Below are 19,628 nucleotides of genomic sequence, written 5' to 3'. Positions count from 1 at the left end.
TAAGAAGACTAAGCGAACTATATAGAAAGACCAAACGAACTATATAGAAAGACTAAACGAACTATCTAGATAGACGAAATTTACTATATAGAAAACACGAAATTAACGATATAAAAAAGGTCAGCGATTGCTGACCTTTTCAGTGTAAAGCGAATTACGATTTTTTGCGTACATGGGGTGCGGCTTTATCCAGCACACCATTGACAAATTTATGGCTGTCTTCTGCAGCGAAAACTTTAGCCAGTTCAATCGCTTCATTGATGACCACTTTGTAAGGAACATCATCGCGGCGAGTCATTTCGTACATCGCCAGACGCAGCAACGCCAGTTCCATCATATCCAGATCCTGCATAGGACGAGACACAAACGGACGCAGTTTGCTGTCTAATTCAGTGTGGTTCAGGACAACCCCTGCGAGCAGGTCACGGAAGTATGCCACATCAGTTTCTGGCGCTGAAAGTGCAGGTTCTGCAGCATGATGCTCTTCTTCATCATACTTACCACTGGATAAAAATTGCTCTTCGATAGTCGCAACATTATCTTTAGTAATCTGCCACGAATAAATAGCTTGTAGCGCAAACTGGCGTGCATTACGACGTGCGGCTGGTTTCACACTGGCCCCCATTAGGAATCAATTTCAGAAAGAACGTTAATCATCTCAAGTGCGCTTAGTGCAGCTTCTGCACCTTTATTACCAGCCTTGGTTCCTGCGCGTTCAATAGCTTGATCGATTGTATCAACGGTCAGAACACCGAATGCGACAGGAATACTGAATTCCATCGACACTTGTGCCAGACCTTTATTCATTTCACTACAAACATAGTCAAAGTGTGGTGTACCACCACGAATTACTGAACCCAGCGATACGATCGCATCAAATTTACCGGTTTTCGCCACACGTTGGGCAACCAGTGGTAGCTCTACCGCACCCGGGCAACGAACTACAGTGATGTTGTCGTCGCTCACTTGGCCGTGACGCTTCAAAGTGTCGATGGCACCAGACAGCAGACTTTCGTTAATAAAACTGTTGAAACGAGAAATCACAATCGCAACTTTTGCATTTGGTGCTGGGAAACCACCTTCGATCACTTTCATAAGCTTTCCTTTAACTATGTTCATCAAGTGAGAATCGCCGGATTCTAGCACAATTTTGTGAGCGATATCTAATGGAAATTGACACCCTCAGCCCGCACCGACCCAGCCCTCTCCCTGAGAACTTGATTGAATTTGAATTTATTATTGAGGCTTAAACACTTGCCGCCACCTTGGCGACAGGTATCGGGTTTATTGCTCAGCCCCGTCAGCGGGCCTGAGCGACGTTTGCTTACTCGCAGATGTACTCAACCACGTTGAGGCCAAAGCCACCTAAAGCGTGGTATTTTTTGTTCGGCGACGACAGCAGACGCATATCACTCACACCCAAGTCGGCCAGGATCTGTGAGCCAACACCGACACGACGCGAGGTGCCCTGTTTCTTCGCCAGTGTTGGCGCTTCACCTTTGTCCTGCTGTTCAAACATTTTCAGACGATGCAGCAGCAGTTCAGTCGACTCTTCATTACCCAGAATAACCAGCACACCGCCATCCTGACCGATGCGTTTCATCGCTTTGTCCAGTGTCCAGCTGCGCTCGGCATTGCGATCACTGCGCAGCAGATCGGTAAACGTATCTTGCAGATGAACCCGAACCAGCGGTACTTCAGTCACCAGATCGCCTTTCTTCAGCGCATAATGCAGTTGGTTGTCGATGATATCGCGGTAGGTCACCAGGTCGAACTCACCAAACTCGGTCGGCAGCTTACACTCAGAAACACGCTCAATCGTGGTTTCGGTGTTATTGCGGTATTCAATCAGGTCAGCGATGGTGCCCAGTTTAATGTCGTGCTTGTCAGCAAACAGTTCCAGATCCGGGCGACGCGCCATAGTGCCGTCATCATTGAGGATCTCAACAATCACAGACGCCGGCTCCAGGCCCGCCAGACGCGCCAGGTCACAACCGGCTTCAGTATGGCCGGCACGGATCAGCACGCCGCCGTCCTGTGCGGCCAGCGGGAAAATATGACCAGGCTGGACCAGATCAGACGCCACTGCGCCTTTCGCTACCGCCGCCTGCACAGTACGGGCACGATCAGCGGCAGAGATACCAGTGGTCACGCCACGGGCCGCTTCAATAGACACGGTAAAGTTGGTGGTATACTGAGCGTTGTTATCCTGCACCATAGGTGGCAGGCCAAGATTGTGACAACGCTCTTTGGTCATGGTCAGACAAATCAGACCGCGGCCGTGGGTCGCCATAAAGTTGATCGCTTCCGGCGTAATATGCTCGGCAGCCATGATCAAATCACCTTCATTTTCCCGGTCTTCATCATCCATCAGGATGACCATCTTACCGAGGCGAATATCTTCGATAATTTCTTGCGGCGTACTAATTGGCATGATTCTCGTCCTATTATCCGGTGCGCGCACGTTACGTGTTACGCGAAACCATTTTGTTGTAAGAATTGCATTGTAATGCGTGACTCTGGCTGCTCAGCTTCACGACCGCCCTGCAGCAGTCGCTCGAGATAACGGGCCAGCACATCCACTTCCAGGTTCACTTTACGTCCGACCTGGAACTGGTCGATCGTCGTCTCTTGTGAAGTGTGCGGCACTATGGTCAGTTTAAACGCATTTTTACGCAAGTCATTGACGGTTAAGCTGATGCCATCAACCGTTACCGAACCTTTCTCGGCGATGTACTTGCTCAGCTCAGCTGGAATCGCGACCCAGAATTCGATCGCCCGACCGACCGCATTACGTTCAACGATGTCACCCACGCCATCGACGTGACCCGACACGATATGCCCACCAAAACGGGTCGTCGGTAACATGGCTTTTTCTAAGTTTACTTTGTCACCCACTTTGTAGTGAGCAAAACCCGACTTTTTCAGGGTCTCGAGCGACAAATCAGCGCTGTAGCTGTGGTCATCAAAGGCCACCACGGTCAGACAGACACCATTGGTAGCAATACTGTCCCCGAGTTTGACATCACTCATATCCAGAGCGCCGGCATCGACAGAGATGCTGATGTCCTCGCCTTTTGGCGTAATCGCAGTCAGCGTACCGACCGCTTCGACAATTCCAGTAAACATAATCTAATCATCTTTTAATTGTGGCGTTGCCACGATGCGAATATCCGGGCCGACCATACGGCAATCCTGAATCTTAACATCCAGTACCTGCTGCATATCGGTCAGTCCCAAAGCACCAAACAGGCCGCGTCCGTCGCTGCCCATCACCTTCGGTGCCAAATATAAAATCAGTTCATCAACCAGTTGCTGCTGCAATAGTGATTTGGCCACAGTTGCCCCTGCTTCTACCCAAATATGGTTGATGTTGTGCTGCTTAGCCAGTGCGCTCAGAGCCTGAGCCAGGTCGAGCTGACCCTCCTTATTCACCGCCACACAGACTTCAGCATCCTGTTCGGCCACGCGCAGTACCGCGCCGTCTGCAGCGTACAGTTTCAGTTGCTGATGCAGTTGTTGCTGACGATCCAGCACCACACGAACCGGCTGACGCAGATCCTGCTCAGCATAGGTGTCCTGTACTCCTTGCGGTAACTCAGCCCAGCGTACCGTCAGCGAAGCATTATCGGCCAGCACAGTCTGGCTGGTTGACAGCACGGCACCGGCTTTAGCACGATAAACCTGCACATCATGACGTGCCTGGGCGGAGGTAATCCACTGGCTGCGTCCGTTGGCGAGCGCCGTCTGGCCGTCCAGGCTGGCCGCCATTTTGAGCTGTACGAACGGCATGCCAGTTTGCATACGTTTAATGAAAGCCGGATTCAGCGCGTACGCATCCTGCTCGAGTAAACCCACCTGCACCTCAATGCCGGCATCACGCAGCATCTGTATACCGCGTCCGGAAACCTGAGGATTCGGGTCCTGCATCGCGCAGATCACTTTCGCCACACCGGCATTAATCAGGCCTTCAGCACACGGCGGTGTGCGGCCGTAATGAGAACAGGGCTCGAGGGTGACATAGGCGGTCGCACCTTGCGATCGCTCACCCGCCATGCGCAGGGCATGGACCTCAGCGTGTGGCTGACCGGCACGAAAATGGTAACCTTCACCGACAATCGTCTCACCCTGAGTGATGACACAGCCGACATTCGGATTAGGTGCAGTAGTAAATTGCCCGCGCTGGGCTAACTTGATCGCGCGGGACATCATCTGAAAATCAAAAGGGGTAAATGTAGGCATAGTCGGAAATGATCAATCTTCTAGTTTGGCAATCTCTTCACCAAATTCACGTACATCTTCAAAACTGCGATATACCGAGGCAAAACGGATGTAGGCCACTTTATCGAGCTCTTTGAGCTGCTCCATGACCAGATTGCCAATAAGCTTACTCGGCACTTCTCGTTCGCCGGTAGCACGTAATTTGGATTTGATGGTAGTGATAGCCAGATCAATCGAATCGGCGCTGACCGGACGTTTTTCCAGTGCACGTTGTAAACCACCTACCATTTTGTCTTCATCAAACGGTTCACGATTGCCGTTTGACTTGATTACACGCGGCATCACCAGTTCGGCCGTTTCAAATGTGGTGAAACGTTCATTACAAGCCAGACATTGGCGACGGCGGCGCACCTGGTGGCCATCAGCAACCAGACGTGAGTCGATCACTTTTGTATCGTTCTCAGAACAAAAAGGACAATGCATATCACCTCCATAGCAATCCTGTCAGTGTACCGGAATTGCTTGAATGAAGAAAAGAAAAAGGGGCATATACGCCCCTTTTCAGTTCAACTTCACGCGATTTTGTTAACTGCGTGACAAGTAGTTCGCTTTCCCGACCCATTTGTAGCTGGTCAGCTCTTCAAGGCCCATAGGTCCGCGGGCATGCAGCTTCTGAGTAGACACCGCGACTTCAGCCCCCAAACCAAACTGAGCACCGTCGGTGAAGCGGGTCGAGGCATTGACATACACGGCGGCCGAACCGGCAGAATTAATGAACAGTTCAGCATTGAACAGGTCGTTGGTCATGATGGCATCAGAGTGGCTGGCATTGTGCTCACGCATATGCTCAATCGCTTCCTGCACATCTTTAACCACTTTAACGCCCAGGGTGTAGCTCAGCCATTCCATATCGAAATCACCGGCCTCGGCTGCGCGGACTTCGGCCGCTGAGGTCATCAGTGGCTGCGCTTTTTCTTCCGCGACAAAAGTGACCTTGTTGCCGAGTCTGGCAATCAGCTTTTCCAGTAGCGGCTGCGCCACCGCTTCATGCACCAGCAAGGTATCGAGTGCGTTACAGGCCGACGGACGCTGCACTTTGGCGTTTTCAATCACATCAACGGACTTATCCAGATCGGCACTGGCGTCGACAAAAATGTGGCTGATACCATAACCGCCGATAATCACGGGAATGGTGCTGTTTTCTTTACACATTTTATGCAAGCCAGCACCACCACGCGGAATGATCATATCAACATAGTCATCCAGTTTAAGCAGTTGGGTCACCAGTTCACGATCCGGTTTCTCAATGTACTGCACTGATGCCGCAGGCAGATCCGCTTTCTGCAGCGCCGACTGAATCACTTTGACCAGTTCCATATTGGAGAAAAAGGTCTCTTTACCACCACGCAGAATAGAAGCATTACCGGTTTTCAGACACAGTGCGGCAATATCGATGGTCACGTTCGGGCGTGCTTCATAAATGACGCCAACCACACCCAGAGGGACACGGCGGCGAGAAAGCGACATGCCATTTTCCAGTACCTTGCTGTCAATTTCACTGCCCACCGGATCGCTCAGGCTGATCACATTACGCACGTCACCGGCAATCGCGCTCAAGCGCGCTTCGTTCAGCAACAGACGATCCAGCAGCGCATCGGTCAGACCGGCCGCGCGGCCAAGTTCAATATCTTTGGCATTGGCAGCCAAAATTGCATCAGCCTTTGCTTCCAGTTCGTCAGCAATACTCGCCAGCGCCTGGTTTTTCTGTGCCGTCGAGGCGGTGGCTAACTGAAAAGCGGCTTGTTTGGCGGCTTTTCCCATCAAGGTTAAATCCACTTTCTCTTCTCCCTACTTCTATTCCTGAATCACGACCATGTCGTCGCGGTGAATCACTTCTGAGCCATAATCATAGCCAAGTGTTTCGATAATAAGTTTACTGTGCTTACCGGCAATTTTTGCCATGTCGTGGCTTGAGTACGCGGCAATACCACGCGCAATCAGATGGCCATGACCATTGGTCACCCGCACCACTTCACCACGGGAGAATTCGCCCTGAACGCGCACCACGCCTTTAGCCAGCAGGCTGCTGCCTTTGGTGGTCACGGCGCGCACCGCGCCGTCATCAATGAAAATATCACCGGATGCAGCCGGACCGGCCAGAATCCAGCGTTTGCGGTTTTCCAGCGACTCTTCCAGCGGCAGAAAACGAGTGCCCTGCGGGTTATTGCTCAGTGAGTCAAAAATCACGTTCGGTGCACGACCTGCGGCTATGATAACCTCTATTCCGGCCCGGCGTGCGATATCCGCCGCCTGCAACTTAGTGGCCATACCACCAGTCCCCAAGGTGGTCCCACTGCCACCGGCAATTTTGCGCAGTGTGTCATCGATGGTTTTCACTTCTTTAATCAACTCCGCGTTGGGATCTTTACGCGGGTCAGCGGTAAACAAGCCTTTCTGGTCAGTCAGCAGCAACAATTTATCGGCACCACATAAAATACCGACCAGCGCCGACAAGTTGTCATTATCACCGACTTTGATTTCATTGGTCGCCACTGCGTCATTTTCATTGACGATCGGAATAATACCGTGGTCAACCAGGGCATTAATGGTATCGCGCGCATTCAGGAAACGTTCACGGTCTTCCAGATCGGCCCGGGTCAGCAACATCTGACCAATTTTAATCCCATAAATAGAGAACAGGCGTTCCCACGCTTCAATCAACTGACTTTGTCCGACAGCGGCCAGAAGCTGTTTGCTGGCGATCGCGTTGGGCAATGCGGGGTAACCAAGATGTTCACGGCCTGCTGCAATGGCACCAGACGACACGATCACCACTGAGTGACCCTGTTTTTTCAGTTCAGCACACTGACGCGCCAGTTCGACCATATGCGCACGGTCTAGCGCCAATGTACCACCGGTAAGAACACTGGTTCCTAGTTTCACAATCACTGTTTGTGAAGCTTTTCCGCTTTGTTGATTCGATTTCATGATTTCTTCTTGGTGGAAACATTTGAGAGAGGATGTTTTAGCAATCAACTGACCAATGCACAAGCAGAAAAAGGTGCTAAAAGCACCTTTTTGATTCAGTTTTCCAAGACTAAGGGCGAATCAGACAAATTCGGCTGATTTTGCGTCCAGGGTTAAAGTGAGAGCGAAACGCTGCTGCAGAGTATCTTCCAGTTTTTGATGAAACTCTTCCTGAATACGACTGACTTCCGGCAGCGCTTTGGCAGGCGGAGCATCGCTGTCCCACTCACCGGCCAGATTGTAACGCCCGATATGATAATTGGCCTCAAAACCGTCGCCGCTGGCATTTAACTCCATCCACCAGCCCCAGAATTCACGTTTTTCAGGTGACTTCTTGTCGTTGACACACACCGCGAGACAATCAAACAGATAAAAGCCTTCTTTGCACTGTCCTTCGCGCAAATACGGACCGATTGCCTTCAGGGCTGCCAACAAACGATAATGAGTAGGATTTCGCGCCATCTCAGACATATTGACTCCTTGCTTCCATGTTAAGAATGACAATTATTATTATTAATCATGAAGTTAATAATACACATTCACCACTCTTAACCAATTTGTGCAAAAAGTCACCTACAGAGTTCATCTTCTAGCCAATTTATCGCCAAATCGAGGGATTGCTCATAACCCTGACTGATTGTCTTACTTTTTATTTGCTTAGCCTTGCCACCTTGGCTAAAGAGCGCAACCAGTTGATTATCACTATACGGTGACACAGGATCGCCCTCCAGCCCCATGGCCAGAATGGGCACCTTGGTGCGCCGGCTGGACAAAAAGCCCTGAACTTTGAGAGACCAGGCCATCATCTGCCCCGCCAGACTGTCAATATCGACCGCATTTTTGCCCAGACGTGATGCCAGCACATCGATATACATTTTCGGCATCTTTTTCATTTTCGGCGGTGAAACCAGCACGTCATGAATTGGCGCGCCGAGTGTAACACACGCTTTGATGCGCTCAGGCTCAAGAAACGATAAACGCACCATGGCATTGCCGCCAAACCGAAAACCAATCAGCCCGACCCGGAAGTGATCCACCCACGGCAGGGTATGCAGCTGACTCAGGACTTCCTGATGTAAACAGCAAGAATCTTCGGTCAGGGTCCAGTGTGAGCTCTGACCGACAGACGGCATATCTAAAGTCAGCATCGCGATATTGCGCTTAGCGAGAAAATCGCGAAACAGGCGCCACATATCGGTTTGCAGACTGTCGAGTCCGGCGCTGACAATCACCACCGGCTGTGGTTTATCCGTTTTCGATAAATGCAGATGACCAATGATTTTTTTATTTTTAAACGGAAACTCGAGACGTTTAATCACGTACTTGGTGTGAGTCGCCGCTTGCGCATAAGCCGTATTGGCCAGCACCTGGGCCTGAGTTGCCAGATTGTCATTTTTCAGGTGCGGGTAGCCGGCAATACTGAAACAGAGCGAGGCGGAAAACATTTCATCCGCGGCTTGTTCGCCCTGCTGCTGCTGGGCACGTAACTGGTGACGCATACCGAGCTTAGTCCACTCAAATGCCCAGTTACCACTGTGATAGCCCATTACCGTATCCAGCCACTGCTCTTCAGTGCGCGAATGTGTAGACGAAGCGATCCGGGCCAGCACCTCTTCCTGCTCAATCGGATCAATGCCCTGCCACGCCCACTGTAAGCGACGCAGGTTGCGATACCAGGCATGCCCCTCCTCTGCCATTTTATCGGCCAGGAACTTATGGCTGCTCGGCATGTATTGAGTGAGAGATGATGTCTCTTGAGCTTGCTTGTACTTTTGGAATAACGTCTCAGAAAGGTTTTTACTGACTTCTTCGGACATAACGCGTCTCTGTTGAGGGCAATAGCCTAATAGTAATAAAAAAAATGGCCCTATACAGGGCCATCATCAAATAAAGTTGCGATCGTCGGCTTATTTTTGTTTGCGGTTAACCGGCTCAACAAAAGACAGCGCCATATCCCATGGCTGTTCAATCCAGGTATCCTGCTCAATATCGACGATGTACTCGTCAACCAGGTCTTTACCCGCTGGTTTAGCACATACAGTAACAAATTTCGCTTTTGGATACATTTCACGGATTTTACGTGCGGTATCACCGCTGTCGACCAGATCATCAACAACAATAAAACCTTCGCCATCGTGCTCAGGAGCTTTCAGAACATTCATGTCACGCTGGTGATCGTGGTCGTAGCTGGAGATACATACGGTATCTACATAACGAATACCCAGTTCGCGGGCCAGAATTGCTGCTGGTACCAGGCCACCTCGGCTCACACCCAGGATACCTTTCCATTGTTCTGCAGGCATTTGAAGTTGTGCCAGTTCACGGCAGTACTTCTGCATATTGTCCCAAGTGATAACGAATTTTTTGCTCATTGTGATAAACCTAACTTTAAAAAATGTAGTGGACTGCGCTTACGCAGCCACAATGTATTTAGCCGCGAAGATAATTGCCATCACCCAGACACTGAGTGATACGCTGCGACCTTTGCCACTCAGAAGCTTGATCACTGCGTAAGCGATAAAGCCCATTGAGATACCTTCTGCAATCGAGAAAGTCAGTGGCATCAGCAGACAGGTCACGACGGTTGGCGCCGCTTCGGTCAGGTCACGCCAGTCGATGCTGACCAGACCAGACAACATCAGAATCGCCACATAAAACAGCGCACCTGACGTTGCGTAAGCCGGAATCATACCCGCTAATGGCGAGAAGAATAGTGCAAGCACAAACAGAATGCCAACCACAACCGCAGTCAGACCGGTACGACCGCCTGCTGCGACACCTGATACACTCTCAACGTAAGAGGTAGTGTTTGAGGTACCCAGCAGAGCGCCCACTGAAGTTGCGGTAGAGTCCGCCAGCAGTGCGCGGTTAAGACGTGGAATTTTGCCGTCTTCGCCAATCAGGTTCGCTTTGCTTGCCACACCCACCAGCGTACCGGCAGTGTCAAACAGATCGACGAACAAGAAAGCAAACACAACCGAAATCATGCCGACTTCAAATACAGAAGAGAAATCCAGTTGCAGGAATGTCGGCGCAATACTTGGTGGCGCAGACACAATGCCGCCCCACTGTACATCACCAAACAGCAGGCCCAGTGCAGTAATCGCCAGGATTGCGATCATAACAGCACCTTTCACGTTGCGGTGGACCAGCGCGATGGTCAGGAAGAAGCCCAGAGAACCCAGTACTGCAGGCAGAGAAGTGATGCCACCCAGTGAAACCAGAGTTGCCGGGTTATCAACCACGATACCCGCATTCTTCAGCGCGATGAACGCCAGAAACAGGCCGATACCCGCCGAGATACCGGTGCGCAGCGACAATGGAATCGAGTTGATGATCCACTCACGAATCTTGAACAGACTCAGAATGATAAACAGCACGCCCGAGCAGAATACTGCTGCCAGCGCAACCTGCCAGGTGTAACCCATACCCAGTACAACTGAGTAAGTGAAGAATGCGTTCAGACCCATACCCGGCGCCTGTGCGATGGGGTAGTTAGCCACGAAGCCCATGATGAAACAGCCGACCGCCGCTGCCAGACAGGTCGCGACAAACACGGCGCCGTGATCCATTCCGGCGTCGGAAAGAATCGCAGGGTTAACAAAAATAATATAAGCCATGGTCAGGAAGGTGGTGATCCCGGCAATGACTTCAGTGCGCACGTTAGTGCCATATTCACTGAGTTTGAATAGCCTTTCCAGCATGTTCGATTCCTAATAAAGGTAAAAGAGTAAACGGTTGCGTAATCGATTGGGCGCAGATTATAAAGTTATCAAATCACAAATTCCAGACAGAATTTATGGGAACGAGAAGCAGGCAGGAACAGAATAAGGCCAGAATGACACAAAAACGCGGGTTTTTAGAGCAAAAATACCAATTTTTTTAATGACTTGGAAAAATGAGATCCAACTCTCCCTTTACTGAATCAGCGCCAGGAGAGTTGCAGAATATACTTCAGTTGATCACATTTCAACCCCGCTAATTCATCACCTTGTTAGGCAACCAGGTGACCAGTTCCGGGAACAGCATACAGATGACCAGCACGGTAAACTGCACCAGAATGAACGGTGTCACCGACTTATACAGATCCATCATGGTCACCCCTTTCGGCGCGATACCTTTCAGGTAGAACAAGGCAAAACCATAAGGTGGTGTCTGCACCGCAATTACGATGTTGAGAATCATTAATACCCCGAACCAAATCGGGTCATAACCGAGCGATACAGCAACCGGCGTGAAAATCGGCGCACACATCAGTACGATGATGAACTCATCAATGATGAAACCCAGCAACAGCATGATCACCTGGAACATCATGATAATCACAATCGGCGGCAGGTCGAGGTCGCGGGTAAAGCCCGATACCATACCCTGAATCCCCATCAGCAAATGGAAATTGCTGAATACCGACGCGCCGAGAATGATCCACATGGCCACACTAACCAGCATAGCGGTCTGCATACCTGAGCGCATCAACAACTCAGGCTTAAAGCGTTTAAACAGAATCGACAGCAGAATCGCCCCGACTACCCCCAGCGCACCGGATTCGGTTGGCGTCGCGATCCCGGCAATAATACTGCCCAGCACAATGACGATCAGCGCAAAAGAAGAGGCCCCATCGCGAATGGTCTTAAACATCTCATACCCTTTCGGGATCTCGATGTCGTTGTCACTGTCGAGCGGCGCACGCTCTGGGCGCATCTTACAGCTGATCACCACGTAAGCGATCAACAGAACAATAGTAATCAGCGCCGGGATCATAGCGCCAAGAAACATCTTGCCGACCGAGTTCTGCGTCGCCGAAGCAAACATGATCATCGGAATACTCGGCGGAATCAGGATCCCCAGCGAGCCTCCGGCCATGATCACCCCCAGCGCCAGCTTCTTATCGTAACCACGTTCCAACATAGGTTTGAGCGCGATCGAGCTTGAGGTCATGATACCGGCACCGATAATGCCCACCATGGCACCAATCATCGAACACACTCCAATGACGCTAATCGCCAGAGAACCACGCAGGCGGCCAATCAGCAGCTGGCTGGCATTAAACATCGCATCACCGATCCCGGAACGGGTCAGGATTTGCCCCATGTAGATATAGAGCGGGATAGCGAGCAGGATGAAATTAAAGAAGGTGCTTTCCACTGTAGTCGGAATGATGTTGAACATCGACTCGCCCCAGGTCAGGTAACCGACCCCCATGGCAATTCCGCCCAGTGCCAGGCCCACCTGAGCACCGAGGACAAACGCGGTCAGAATACAACCCAGTAACACCAGGGTTAACATCTCAATGCCCATTTGTGTTCTCCTTGTCAAAAACGCAATTCAACTGGTCGTTGTCGACCTTAAACGGCTGTTCGCTCAGATGGACGTGTTTGTGAACATCGCCATTGAGTTCGCGGCCTTTGATCAAAAAGAACAGGTTTGCGATCAGCTCAGTGGAATATTCGGCGATAAAGATGACGGCAGAAACGGTAATCATCAGCCAGAAGTGGTGCATAGCAGGCGCCCACTCGCTCTGAGTTTTATAGTTAAACTCCAGAGCTTCAAAAAACATGCTGCCGCAGGTTTTGGCCATCACCGCCAAGAAACCAATCGCCAGGATGCCGGTCAGGACATCAAAAATCCGGCGGGTCTTTTCTGACACTTTGGCGTGGACAATATCCACGTTGATGTGTGCTTCGCGCTGCTGTGCATACGCGCCGCCAAGAGCTGCAATGTAACCGAATAAAAACAGTGACGTGTCGTATCCCCAGATGGTCGGTTGGTTTAACACATAACGGGCAAACACTTCATAGAAGACAATCGCAGCCAGAACGGGAAGCAAGTACGACACTGAGCGTCCAATCAGACTGACGATGTATTTCGTGAATTGGCAATACCTCAGTAAAATGGCTTCAAGCATAAATAAACTCCCTGTAAAAACAGGTGAACCCAGAGGGTCCACCTGCGTTATGCCTTATTGTTGCTCCAGAATATCAACCAGCTGTTTGGAGTACTTATCTTCACTTGCGTACTCTTTCGCCAGTGACAGCCCCGCCTCTTTCCAGGCTTGTTTGTCAGCTTCTGAAGGTTGCGGGCTCCATAGCAGGCCTTTGGCTTCCATGTCTGCAACGGCCTGAGATTCCCATAGTTTTGATTTAGACATCTGTTCCTGAGCGTGAACCGCGGTCGCCGCTTTCACAATCGCCTGCAGATCTTGTGGCAGTTTGTTCCACTCTTTCTTGTTGACGATGATCGGCAGCACCTGCGCACCGGCCAGAGGCAGCGGATACATGTACTTTGCCACTTCGACGTGGTTACCGTCACGGTGGTCAATCATGTTAGAACCGATAGAACCATCGATAACACCGGTAGCCAGTGAGGTATAGATTTCACTCCAGGCCAGAGAAACTGGGGAAGCGCCTAAATTACGCAGGAATTTACCGTACGCGCCTGGCGCACGAATCTTCAGGCCTTTGAAATCGGCGATAGAATTGATGGGCTCTTTCGTGATGATGTAAACCGGTGGCTGAATGTAAGGGTCAAGCCATTCCAGGCCTTGTGAACCATACGCTTCTTTTAGAACCTTGCCCCAGCCTTTGTCATGAAATAAGGTGGTCAGTTCGGCAACATCCGACGTACCGCCCGGCAGACCGACTTCGACCACACCAGCAGGAAATTCTCCCGCATGCATCGGCTGGAACGGTGCGCCCATCGTAATCAGGCCCGATTTCACCGCGGTCAGAATGCCACTGGTCCCCACCCCCTCACCGGAGTAAAGCACCTGCACAGCAATGCGGCCGTCAGACATGGTTTCGATGTTCTTGGCCAGGTCTTCATATACTTCACCAAAGGCAGTGCCACGACCATATAAGTTGGCAAAACGCCAGTTGTAATCAGCCGCCATGGTCGCGGTTGAACAGACCAGAGTGCTGACACCGAGCGCCGCGGTCAGAAAGGCTTTCGCCAGTTTAGTTCCTTTAACGCTTAACATAGAAATTCCTCTTCCTGCATGGTTACACTTTTGTTATTGATTTGTTTCCCGGACTCAATATGAAGAACACGGCAGGAATGCGATAGTGCCAGTCGGGCAGTTGTTATGGTACCAGCGGGTTGGTGCCAACTGGTACCAACGTTTGTGACAAACTGGTACTTAGGGTCGACAGAGGTTTGTGTCTAACATGCAATCAACAGCCTACAAAAGAGACACAAACATGGAGCAAATTGTTAACACGACGCTATTGAAAGCGACCTGTCCGGCCAGCGATGATGCCATCGCGGTTTTGAACCCGGCTACCGATGAGATCCTGGCGTACATTCCGTCCATGGATACACAAACGATTCACACCATGATCGACCGCTCCAAACAGGCGCAAGCCGAATGGCAGGAAAAAAGCGCCGCTGAGCGCTCTGCTGTTCTGAAACGCTGGTACGATCTGATGATCGAAAACGCCGACGATCTGGCGCGTATCATGACTCTGGAACAGGGTAAACCGCTGGCAGAAGCCAAAGGTGAAGTGATGTACGGTGCCTCTTTTATCCAGTGGTTTGCCGAAGAGGCCAAACGCACTTACGGCGACACCATTCCAGCACCGACCGGTAATAAACGTCTGATGACCATCAAGCAACCGGTCGGTGTCGCGGCAGCAATCACGCCGTGGAACTTCCCGATTGCGATGATTACCCGCAAAGCCGCACCGGCTCTGGCTGCTGGCTGCAGTTTTATCGTTAAACCGGCCAACCAGACGCCGCTGTCAGCATACGCCAGCGCTGAACTGGCGTATCAGGCGGGTCTGCCACAAGATTTGCTGATTGTGATCAACAATCACTCCTCCGTCGCCGTGGGTGATATTTTCTGCAGTCATGACGACATCAAAAAGCTGTCGTTCACCGGCTCAACTCAGGTTGGCCGCCATCTGATCACCCTATGTGCTGACACCATCAAGCGCACCTCAATGGAGCTGGGCGGCAACGCGCCTTTCATCGTGTTTGATGATGCCGACATCGACGAAGCGGTCAAAGGCGCAATGGCCTCAAAATTCCGTAATGCCGGCCAAACCTGTGTCTGTGCTAACCGCTTCTACGTCCAGGATGGCGTCTACGATGCTTTCGTTGAGAAGTTTGTCGCCGCCGTGGCTGAACTGAAAATGGGTAATGGCCTGCAAGCCGGCGTTAATATCGGTCCGCTGATTGATATCAAAGCCAAAAACAGCGTCCTCGGCTACATCGACACAGCGATTGCGCAGGGTGCCAAAGTGGCACTGGGCGGTAAATCGGCCGGCGGCCTGTTTGTCGAACCCACCGTGCTGACCGAAGTGACCCAGGATATGGACATCATTCAGACTGAACTGTTTGGGCCAGTGGCTCCGGTTGTTCGCTTTAGCCATGATGAAGAATTAGTTGAAAAAGCCAACGACACCATCTACGGCCTGGCGAGCTACTTCTACACCAATAACATTCACCGCGCTTTCCGTATCGCCGAGAAACTGGAATATGGCATGGTCGGTATCAATGAAGGTCTCATCTCCAATGAAGTCGCACCCTTTGGTGGTGTGAAACAGTCTGGTTTTGGCCGCGAAGGCGCCAAACAAGGCATCGATGAATACCTGAACGTTAAATATCTTTGCTTGGGCGGCTTCTAAGCCTCTCCTGAATCACGAAAAGGACACCTCATTATGACAAACTCGGAATGGCAAAATCGCAAGGAAAAAGTCGTTGCAAAAGGCATGGCGAACCTGGCCCCAATTTATGCAGCGAAAGCGGAAAATGCCTTGATCACTGACATTGAAGGTAACCAGTACATTGACTTTGCAGCGGGTATCGCGGTCAACAACACCGGTCATTCACACCCACGCATCGTCGCAGCAGTGAAAGACCAACTGGATAACTTCAGCCACACCTGTTCTATGGTGACCCCTTACACCAGCTTCGTTGAACTGGCAGAAAAAGTGGTCGAGATCGCTCCGGGTGACTTCGACAAGAAAGCCGCATTTGTGACTACCGGTGCCGAAGCGGTAGAAAACGCGGTTAAATTTGCCCGCGCCCACACCGGCCGCAGCGGTGTTATCGCGTTTAAAGGTGGCTTCCACGGCCGCACCAACATGTGTATGGGTCTGACCGGTAAAGTTGCACCTTACAAAATCGGCTTTGGTCCGTTCCCAGGTGACATCTTCCACGTACCATACCCAAATGCTTACCACGGTATCAGTGAAGAGCAGAGCCTGAGCGCGCTTAACGATCTGTTCGCGTGTGACATCGAGCCGTCACGCGTGGCAGCCATCATCTTTGAACCGATTCAGGGTGAAGGTGGTTTCTACCAGGCACCGAACTCTTGGGTCAGCGCGATTCGCGAACTGTGTGATAAACATGGCATCGTGATGATCTGTGATGAGATCCAGACTGGCTTTGCCCGTACCGGTAAAGTGTTTGCGTGTGAATACTATGATGCGAAACCAGACCTTATTACCATGGCGAAAGGCATCGCTGGCGGCTTCCCGCTGTCAGGTGTGGTCGGTAAAGCCGACATCATGGATTCTGCCACTCCGGGCGGTATCGGCGGTACTTACGCGGGTTCACCACTGGCTTGTCGCGCAGCACTGGAAGTGATTGGCATCATTAAAGATGAGAATTTGTGTGAAAAAGCCCAGCATGTCGGCCTACAATTTAAAGAAAGTTTGCTCGAGATGCAGAAAACGATCCCACAAATCGGAGATATTCGTCAGGTCGGCGCGATGATCGCAATTGAGCTAAACGATCCTGAAACAAAACAACCACTTGCAGATCTGACCAAACAACTGGTATTAAAGTGTCATCATCAGGGCGTGATCCTGCTCTCATGTGGTGTGAAAGGTAACGTGATTCGTTTCCTGCCACCACTGACTATCGAGCCGGAGCTGATCACCAAAGGCCTGGAGATCATCACCAAGGAACTTCAGTCGTTAATCTGAGCTTCAACGATGCTTTAAAAAAGATGTGCAGCAATGCACATCTTTTTCTCTCCCGCTGTCGTTGATTCTGAACGGATTCGACTCTTTGATAAGCAGGAAAGCTATGCTGTACCAATTTATCCATATCGACCCACAAGATTCGCGAACCCTGCAGGATCAAATCAAAGGTGACATAGCCAAAGCCATCTTTGCCGGCTTTGTCCCCAAAAATACCAGTATCATGTCGTCACGCCGTCTGGCAGAGCAGCTCAAAGTCTCTCGCAACACCATATTGCGCGTGTATGAACAGTTAGCGGAAGAAGGCGTTCTGGTCCCGATTGAGCGCAAGGGCTACTACGTCAACCCGCAACTAGAACTGCAAGTGCCATCCGGCGAGCAGCAACAGCACCTCGCCAGCCAAAGCCTCAACTGGGTCAACTATCTCAATGCCGAGCATACCGTCTCAGACATCGCAGTGAAAAACCTCAACCAGTATCCTTACCTGTTTGTCAGCGGCATGGTGGATGAGGATCTGTTTCCGGTTTCGGAATGGCGCAAATGCAGTATTCAATCACTCAATAAAAGCAACCATCGCAGCTGGACCTCGGACGATCATGATTACCATGAACTGATCGAGCAGATCCGCACCCGGGTACTCACCAAGCGTGGCATCTTTGTCGGCAAGGAAAACATCGCCATCACACTCGGCAGCCAGAACAGCCTCTATTTCCTGTCCAAACTGCTGGTGTCTAAACGCAGTTGTGTCGCCATGGAAAATCCGGGCTACCCGGAAGCCCTGCATCAGTTTCAGGCACGGCGTGCCCGGGTTATGCCGATCGAAGTCGATCGCAACGGCATGGTGGTCGATGAACGCCTCAGCTCTGCCGATGTGGTGTACACCACGCCGAGCAACCAGTTTCCAACTACGGTGCGCATGTCCACCGAGCGACGCAAGGCTTTGATGAGTTACGCTGAGCAGCATGATTTTCTGGTGATTGAAGATGACTTCGAGCATGACATTAACTTCATGGAACACAGTTGTCCGCCGCTGCGCTGCGAGTATCAGAGCGAACGCATCATCTATATTTCCAGTTTTACGTCCAGCATTGCCCCCGGGCTGCGGATTGGCTTTATTGTCGCAGCAGCGCCGCTGATCGCGCAGATAAAATCGCTGCAGGTACGTACCCACAGTCTGCCTCCGAAAAGTAACTGCCAGACACTGGCGCTGTTTCTCAGTCTGGGGTATTACGACGTGCTGGCGCAAAAACTGCTCAAACGCTATCGCGACAAATGGCTGACGATGGAAAAAGCGATGAATTACTACTTCCCGCAATCCGGCGCGCTCCCGTCACTGGCCGGGACCGCATTCTGGGTAGAGTACAAGCAGGGTTTCGATGCCGAACGTTTTGAGCAACTGGCACAAGAACAAGGCATCCTGATCAATAACGGGGCCAAATACTTTAGTTGCGATCATAAAAACAACAGCTTTCGTCTCAGCTTTCAGTCGATCCGTTGTGAGAACATCCGCGAAGGCATCAAACAGCTGGCCGCGATTGCCAAACAGATTCTGCCGATCCCACGTATTGAGGATTGTGCCAGCGCACCACTTGATAGCGCGCAAATCCGGGCCGCACTGACCAATCAGACCCTGCTGACGAAAGACTGCTTCAATATTCCTTATCGTATTACTCTGCAGGCGGACGGTAAGCTGCTGGGTATTTCAGAACGGCCGAATGATATGGATGAAGGCTACTGGTGGGTTGAGAATCACAAATTTGTCTACCAGTGGCGTAACTGGCAGTTTTCCGATATCCGCTATATCACTATTGTGCAGGAAAACGGTGAGATCAAACGCTTTGATGAACAGGGCTATTTTATCGGTGAAGCGCGCATCGCCTCCTGATCCCCACCTCCCGCATCACACCTTTTCGCCTGGTCCGGCTGGATCCTCAGTCATCGCAGGCGCGATAACAAACCGGATCAACAGGCAAAAAAAACGCCACCTGAACTCAGGTGGCGGAGAATTCTATTAATCAAATTGATTAAAAATAAATTCCAATTTAGGGGTGAACAAAACTGTTCAGGAAGCAAGTTTGATCTCAATAACCAAAACTTGCCGGATATGCAAAGTGCCCGGTAAATACAGCACGTTTTTGCCAGAACTTTACAGACGATAAACCTTTACTCATTACTATCACCTTTATAAACCAAACATTGTGTTTTGATTTCTCGGTTCCCTGGAGGCGATAAATCGGACTCATCCTTTGAGCATTTTTGCTTCGCTTGCGAAGTGGTTATAAATATACCACCAAGAAATTTTATTACAATACACAAGGTGACAAAAATCACATAAATCACACAAAGTGACTTTAATTTGAATTTTTTGGTAATTAAATTACAAAACAATCAGTCTGAATGCTAAAAAAATCACTTCATGAAAGCAATGAGTTGCTTATAGTGTGATTCAGATTA

The 19,628-nt window shown here is 50.7% G+C and carries 18 protein-coding genes; 3 read left to right on the top strand and 15 right to left on the bottom strand.

Annotation, left to right across the window (positions count from 1 at the left end):
- Positions 1–154: 154 nt before the first annotated feature.
- From nusB to E6C74_RS00160, 15 genes are all read right to left on the bottom strand, one after another.
- Positions 155–625, bottom strand: a complete 471-nt coding sequence (nusB, locus tag E6C74_RS00230) for a transcription antitermination factor NusB (RefSeq protein ID WP_136482228.1) — start codon at positions 623–625, stop codon at positions 155–157.
- Positions 625–1,095 carry a 6,7-dimethyl-8-ribityllumazine synthase gene (gene ribE, locus E6C74_RS00225; RefSeq protein WP_078925467.1) on the bottom strand — a complete coding sequence of 157 codons (471 nt, stop codon included), beginning with the start codon at positions 1,093–1,095 and terminating at the stop codon, positions 625–627. The genes nusB and ribE overlap by 1 nt, the downstream gene beginning before the upstream one ends.
- A 229-nt stretch (positions 1,096–1,324) precedes the next feature.
- Complete coding sequence (gene ribBA, locus E6C74_RS00220) at positions 1,325–2,434, bottom strand: bifunctional 3,4-dihydroxy-2-butanone-4-phosphate synthase/GTP cyclohydrolase II (RefSeq protein WP_136482226.1); 1,110 nt, start codon at positions 2,432–2,434, stop codon at positions 1,325–1,327.
- 38 nt (positions 2,435–2,472) lie between these two features.
- Positions 2,473–3,129, bottom strand: a complete 657-nt coding sequence (locus E6C74_RS00215) for a riboflavin synthase (RefSeq protein WP_136482223.1) — start codon at positions 3,127–3,129, stop codon at positions 2,473–2,475.
- A gap of 3 nt (positions 3,130–3,132) precedes the next feature.
- The gene (gene ribD, locus E6C74_RS00210) at positions 3,133–4,242 is read right to left on the bottom strand and encodes a bifunctional diaminohydroxyphosphoribosylaminopyrimidine deaminase/5-amino-6-(5-phosphoribosylamino)uracil reductase RibD (RefSeq protein ID WP_136482221.1); all 1,110 of its coding nucleotides are present in this window, start codon (positions 4,240–4,242) and stop codon (positions 3,133–3,135) included.
- Between the two features lie 12 nt (positions 4,243–4,254).
- Positions 4,255–4,704 carry a transcriptional regulator NrdR gene (nrdR, locus tag E6C74_RS00205; protein WP_136482219.1) on the bottom strand — a complete coding sequence of 150 codons (450 nt, stop codon included), beginning with the start codon at positions 4,702–4,704 and terminating at the stop codon, positions 4,255–4,257.
- Between the two features lie 102 nt (positions 4,705–4,806).
- Positions 4,807–6,057, bottom strand: a complete 1,251-nt coding sequence (locus E6C74_RS00200; RefSeq protein ID WP_136482216.1) for a glutamate-5-semialdehyde dehydrogenase — start codon at positions 6,055–6,057, stop codon at positions 4,807–4,809.
- Positions 6,058–6,075: 18 nt separating this feature from the next.
- Positions 6,076–7,209: a glutamate 5-kinase gene (gene proB, locus E6C74_RS00195; protein WP_136482214.1), complete on the bottom strand. Its 1,134-nt coding sequence runs from the start codon at positions 7,207–7,209 to the stop codon at positions 6,076–6,078.
- A 120-nt stretch (positions 7,210–7,329) separates the two neighbouring features.
- Entirely contained in the window at positions 7,330–7,719 is a 390-nt protein-coding gene (gene crl / locus E6C74_RS00190) for a sigma factor-binding protein Crl (protein ID WP_136482212.1), read from the bottom strand.
- Between the two features lie 98 nt (positions 7,720–7,817).
- On the bottom strand, positions 7,818–9,065 hold the full coding sequence (gene frsA / locus E6C74_RS00185) for an esterase FrsA (RefSeq protein WP_136482210.1): 1,248 nt from the start codon (positions 9,063–9,065) through the stop codon (positions 7,818–7,820).
- 90 nt (positions 9,066–9,155) lie between these two features.
- The gene (gpt, locus tag E6C74_RS00180; protein ID WP_136482208.1) at positions 9,156–9,620 is read right to left on the bottom strand and encodes a xanthine phosphoribosyltransferase; all 465 of its coding nucleotides are present in this window, start codon (positions 9,618–9,620) and stop codon (positions 9,156–9,158) included.
- A gap of 39 nt (positions 9,621–9,659) precedes the next feature.
- Positions 9,660–10,952, bottom strand: a complete 1,293-nt coding sequence (locus E6C74_RS00175; protein WP_136482206.1) for an NCS2 family permease — start codon at positions 10,950–10,952, stop codon at positions 9,660–9,662.
- A 274-nt stretch (positions 10,953–11,226) separates the two neighbouring features.
- Positions 11,227–12,546, bottom strand: a complete 1,320-nt coding sequence (locus tag E6C74_RS00170; protein ID WP_136482204.1) for a TRAP transporter large permease subunit — start codon at positions 12,544–12,546, stop codon at positions 11,227–11,229.
- Positions 12,536–13,195 (bottom strand): TRAP transporter small permease, encoded by a 660-nt coding sequence (locus tag E6C74_RS00165; RefSeq protein ID WP_240798097.1) that lies wholly within the window; start codon positions 13,193–13,195, stop codon positions 12,536–12,538. The genes E6C74_RS00170 and E6C74_RS00165 overlap by 11 nt, the downstream gene beginning before the upstream one ends.
- 12 nt (positions 13,196–13,207) lie before the next feature.
- Positions 13,208–14,224, bottom strand: a complete 1,017-nt coding sequence (locus tag E6C74_RS00160) for a TRAP transporter substrate-binding protein (RefSeq protein ID WP_136482202.1) — start codon at positions 14,222–14,224, stop codon at positions 13,208–13,210.
- Positions 14,225–14,444: 220 nt separating this feature from the next.
- Between E6C74_RS00160 and E6C74_RS00155 the strand changes: the two genes are divergently transcribed.
- The 3 genes from E6C74_RS00155 (at position 14,445) to E6C74_RS00145 (ending at position 19,059) form a co-directional block, all read left to right on the top strand.
- Complete coding sequence (locus tag E6C74_RS00155) at positions 14,445–15,872, top strand: NAD-dependent succinate-semialdehyde dehydrogenase (protein ID WP_136482200.1); 1,428 nt, start codon at positions 14,445–14,447, stop codon at positions 15,870–15,872.
- 33 nt (positions 15,873–15,905) lie between these two features.
- A complete protein-coding gene (gabT, locus tag E6C74_RS00150) occupies positions 15,906–17,177 on the top strand; it encodes a 4-aminobutyrate--2-oxoglutarate transaminase (protein WP_136482199.1) in 1,272 nt (423 codons plus the stop codon).
- 103 nt (positions 17,178–17,280) lie between these two features.
- Positions 17,281–19,059: a PLP-dependent aminotransferase family protein gene (locus tag E6C74_RS00145; RefSeq protein WP_136482197.1), complete on the top strand. Its 1,779-nt coding sequence runs from the start codon at positions 17,281–17,283 to the stop codon at positions 19,057–19,059.
- Positions 19,060–19,628: the final 569 nt, after the last annotated feature.

It is taken from the genome of Vibrio sp. H11, assembly GCF_004804295.1.
In the GTDB taxonomy this organism is placed as follows: domain Bacteria; phylum Pseudomonadota; class Gammaproteobacteria; order Enterobacterales; family Vibrionaceae; genus Vibrio; species Vibrio ostreae.
Note: the sequence above shows the minus strand (reverse complement) of the source record. Positions and strands in the feature narration are given on the sequence as shown.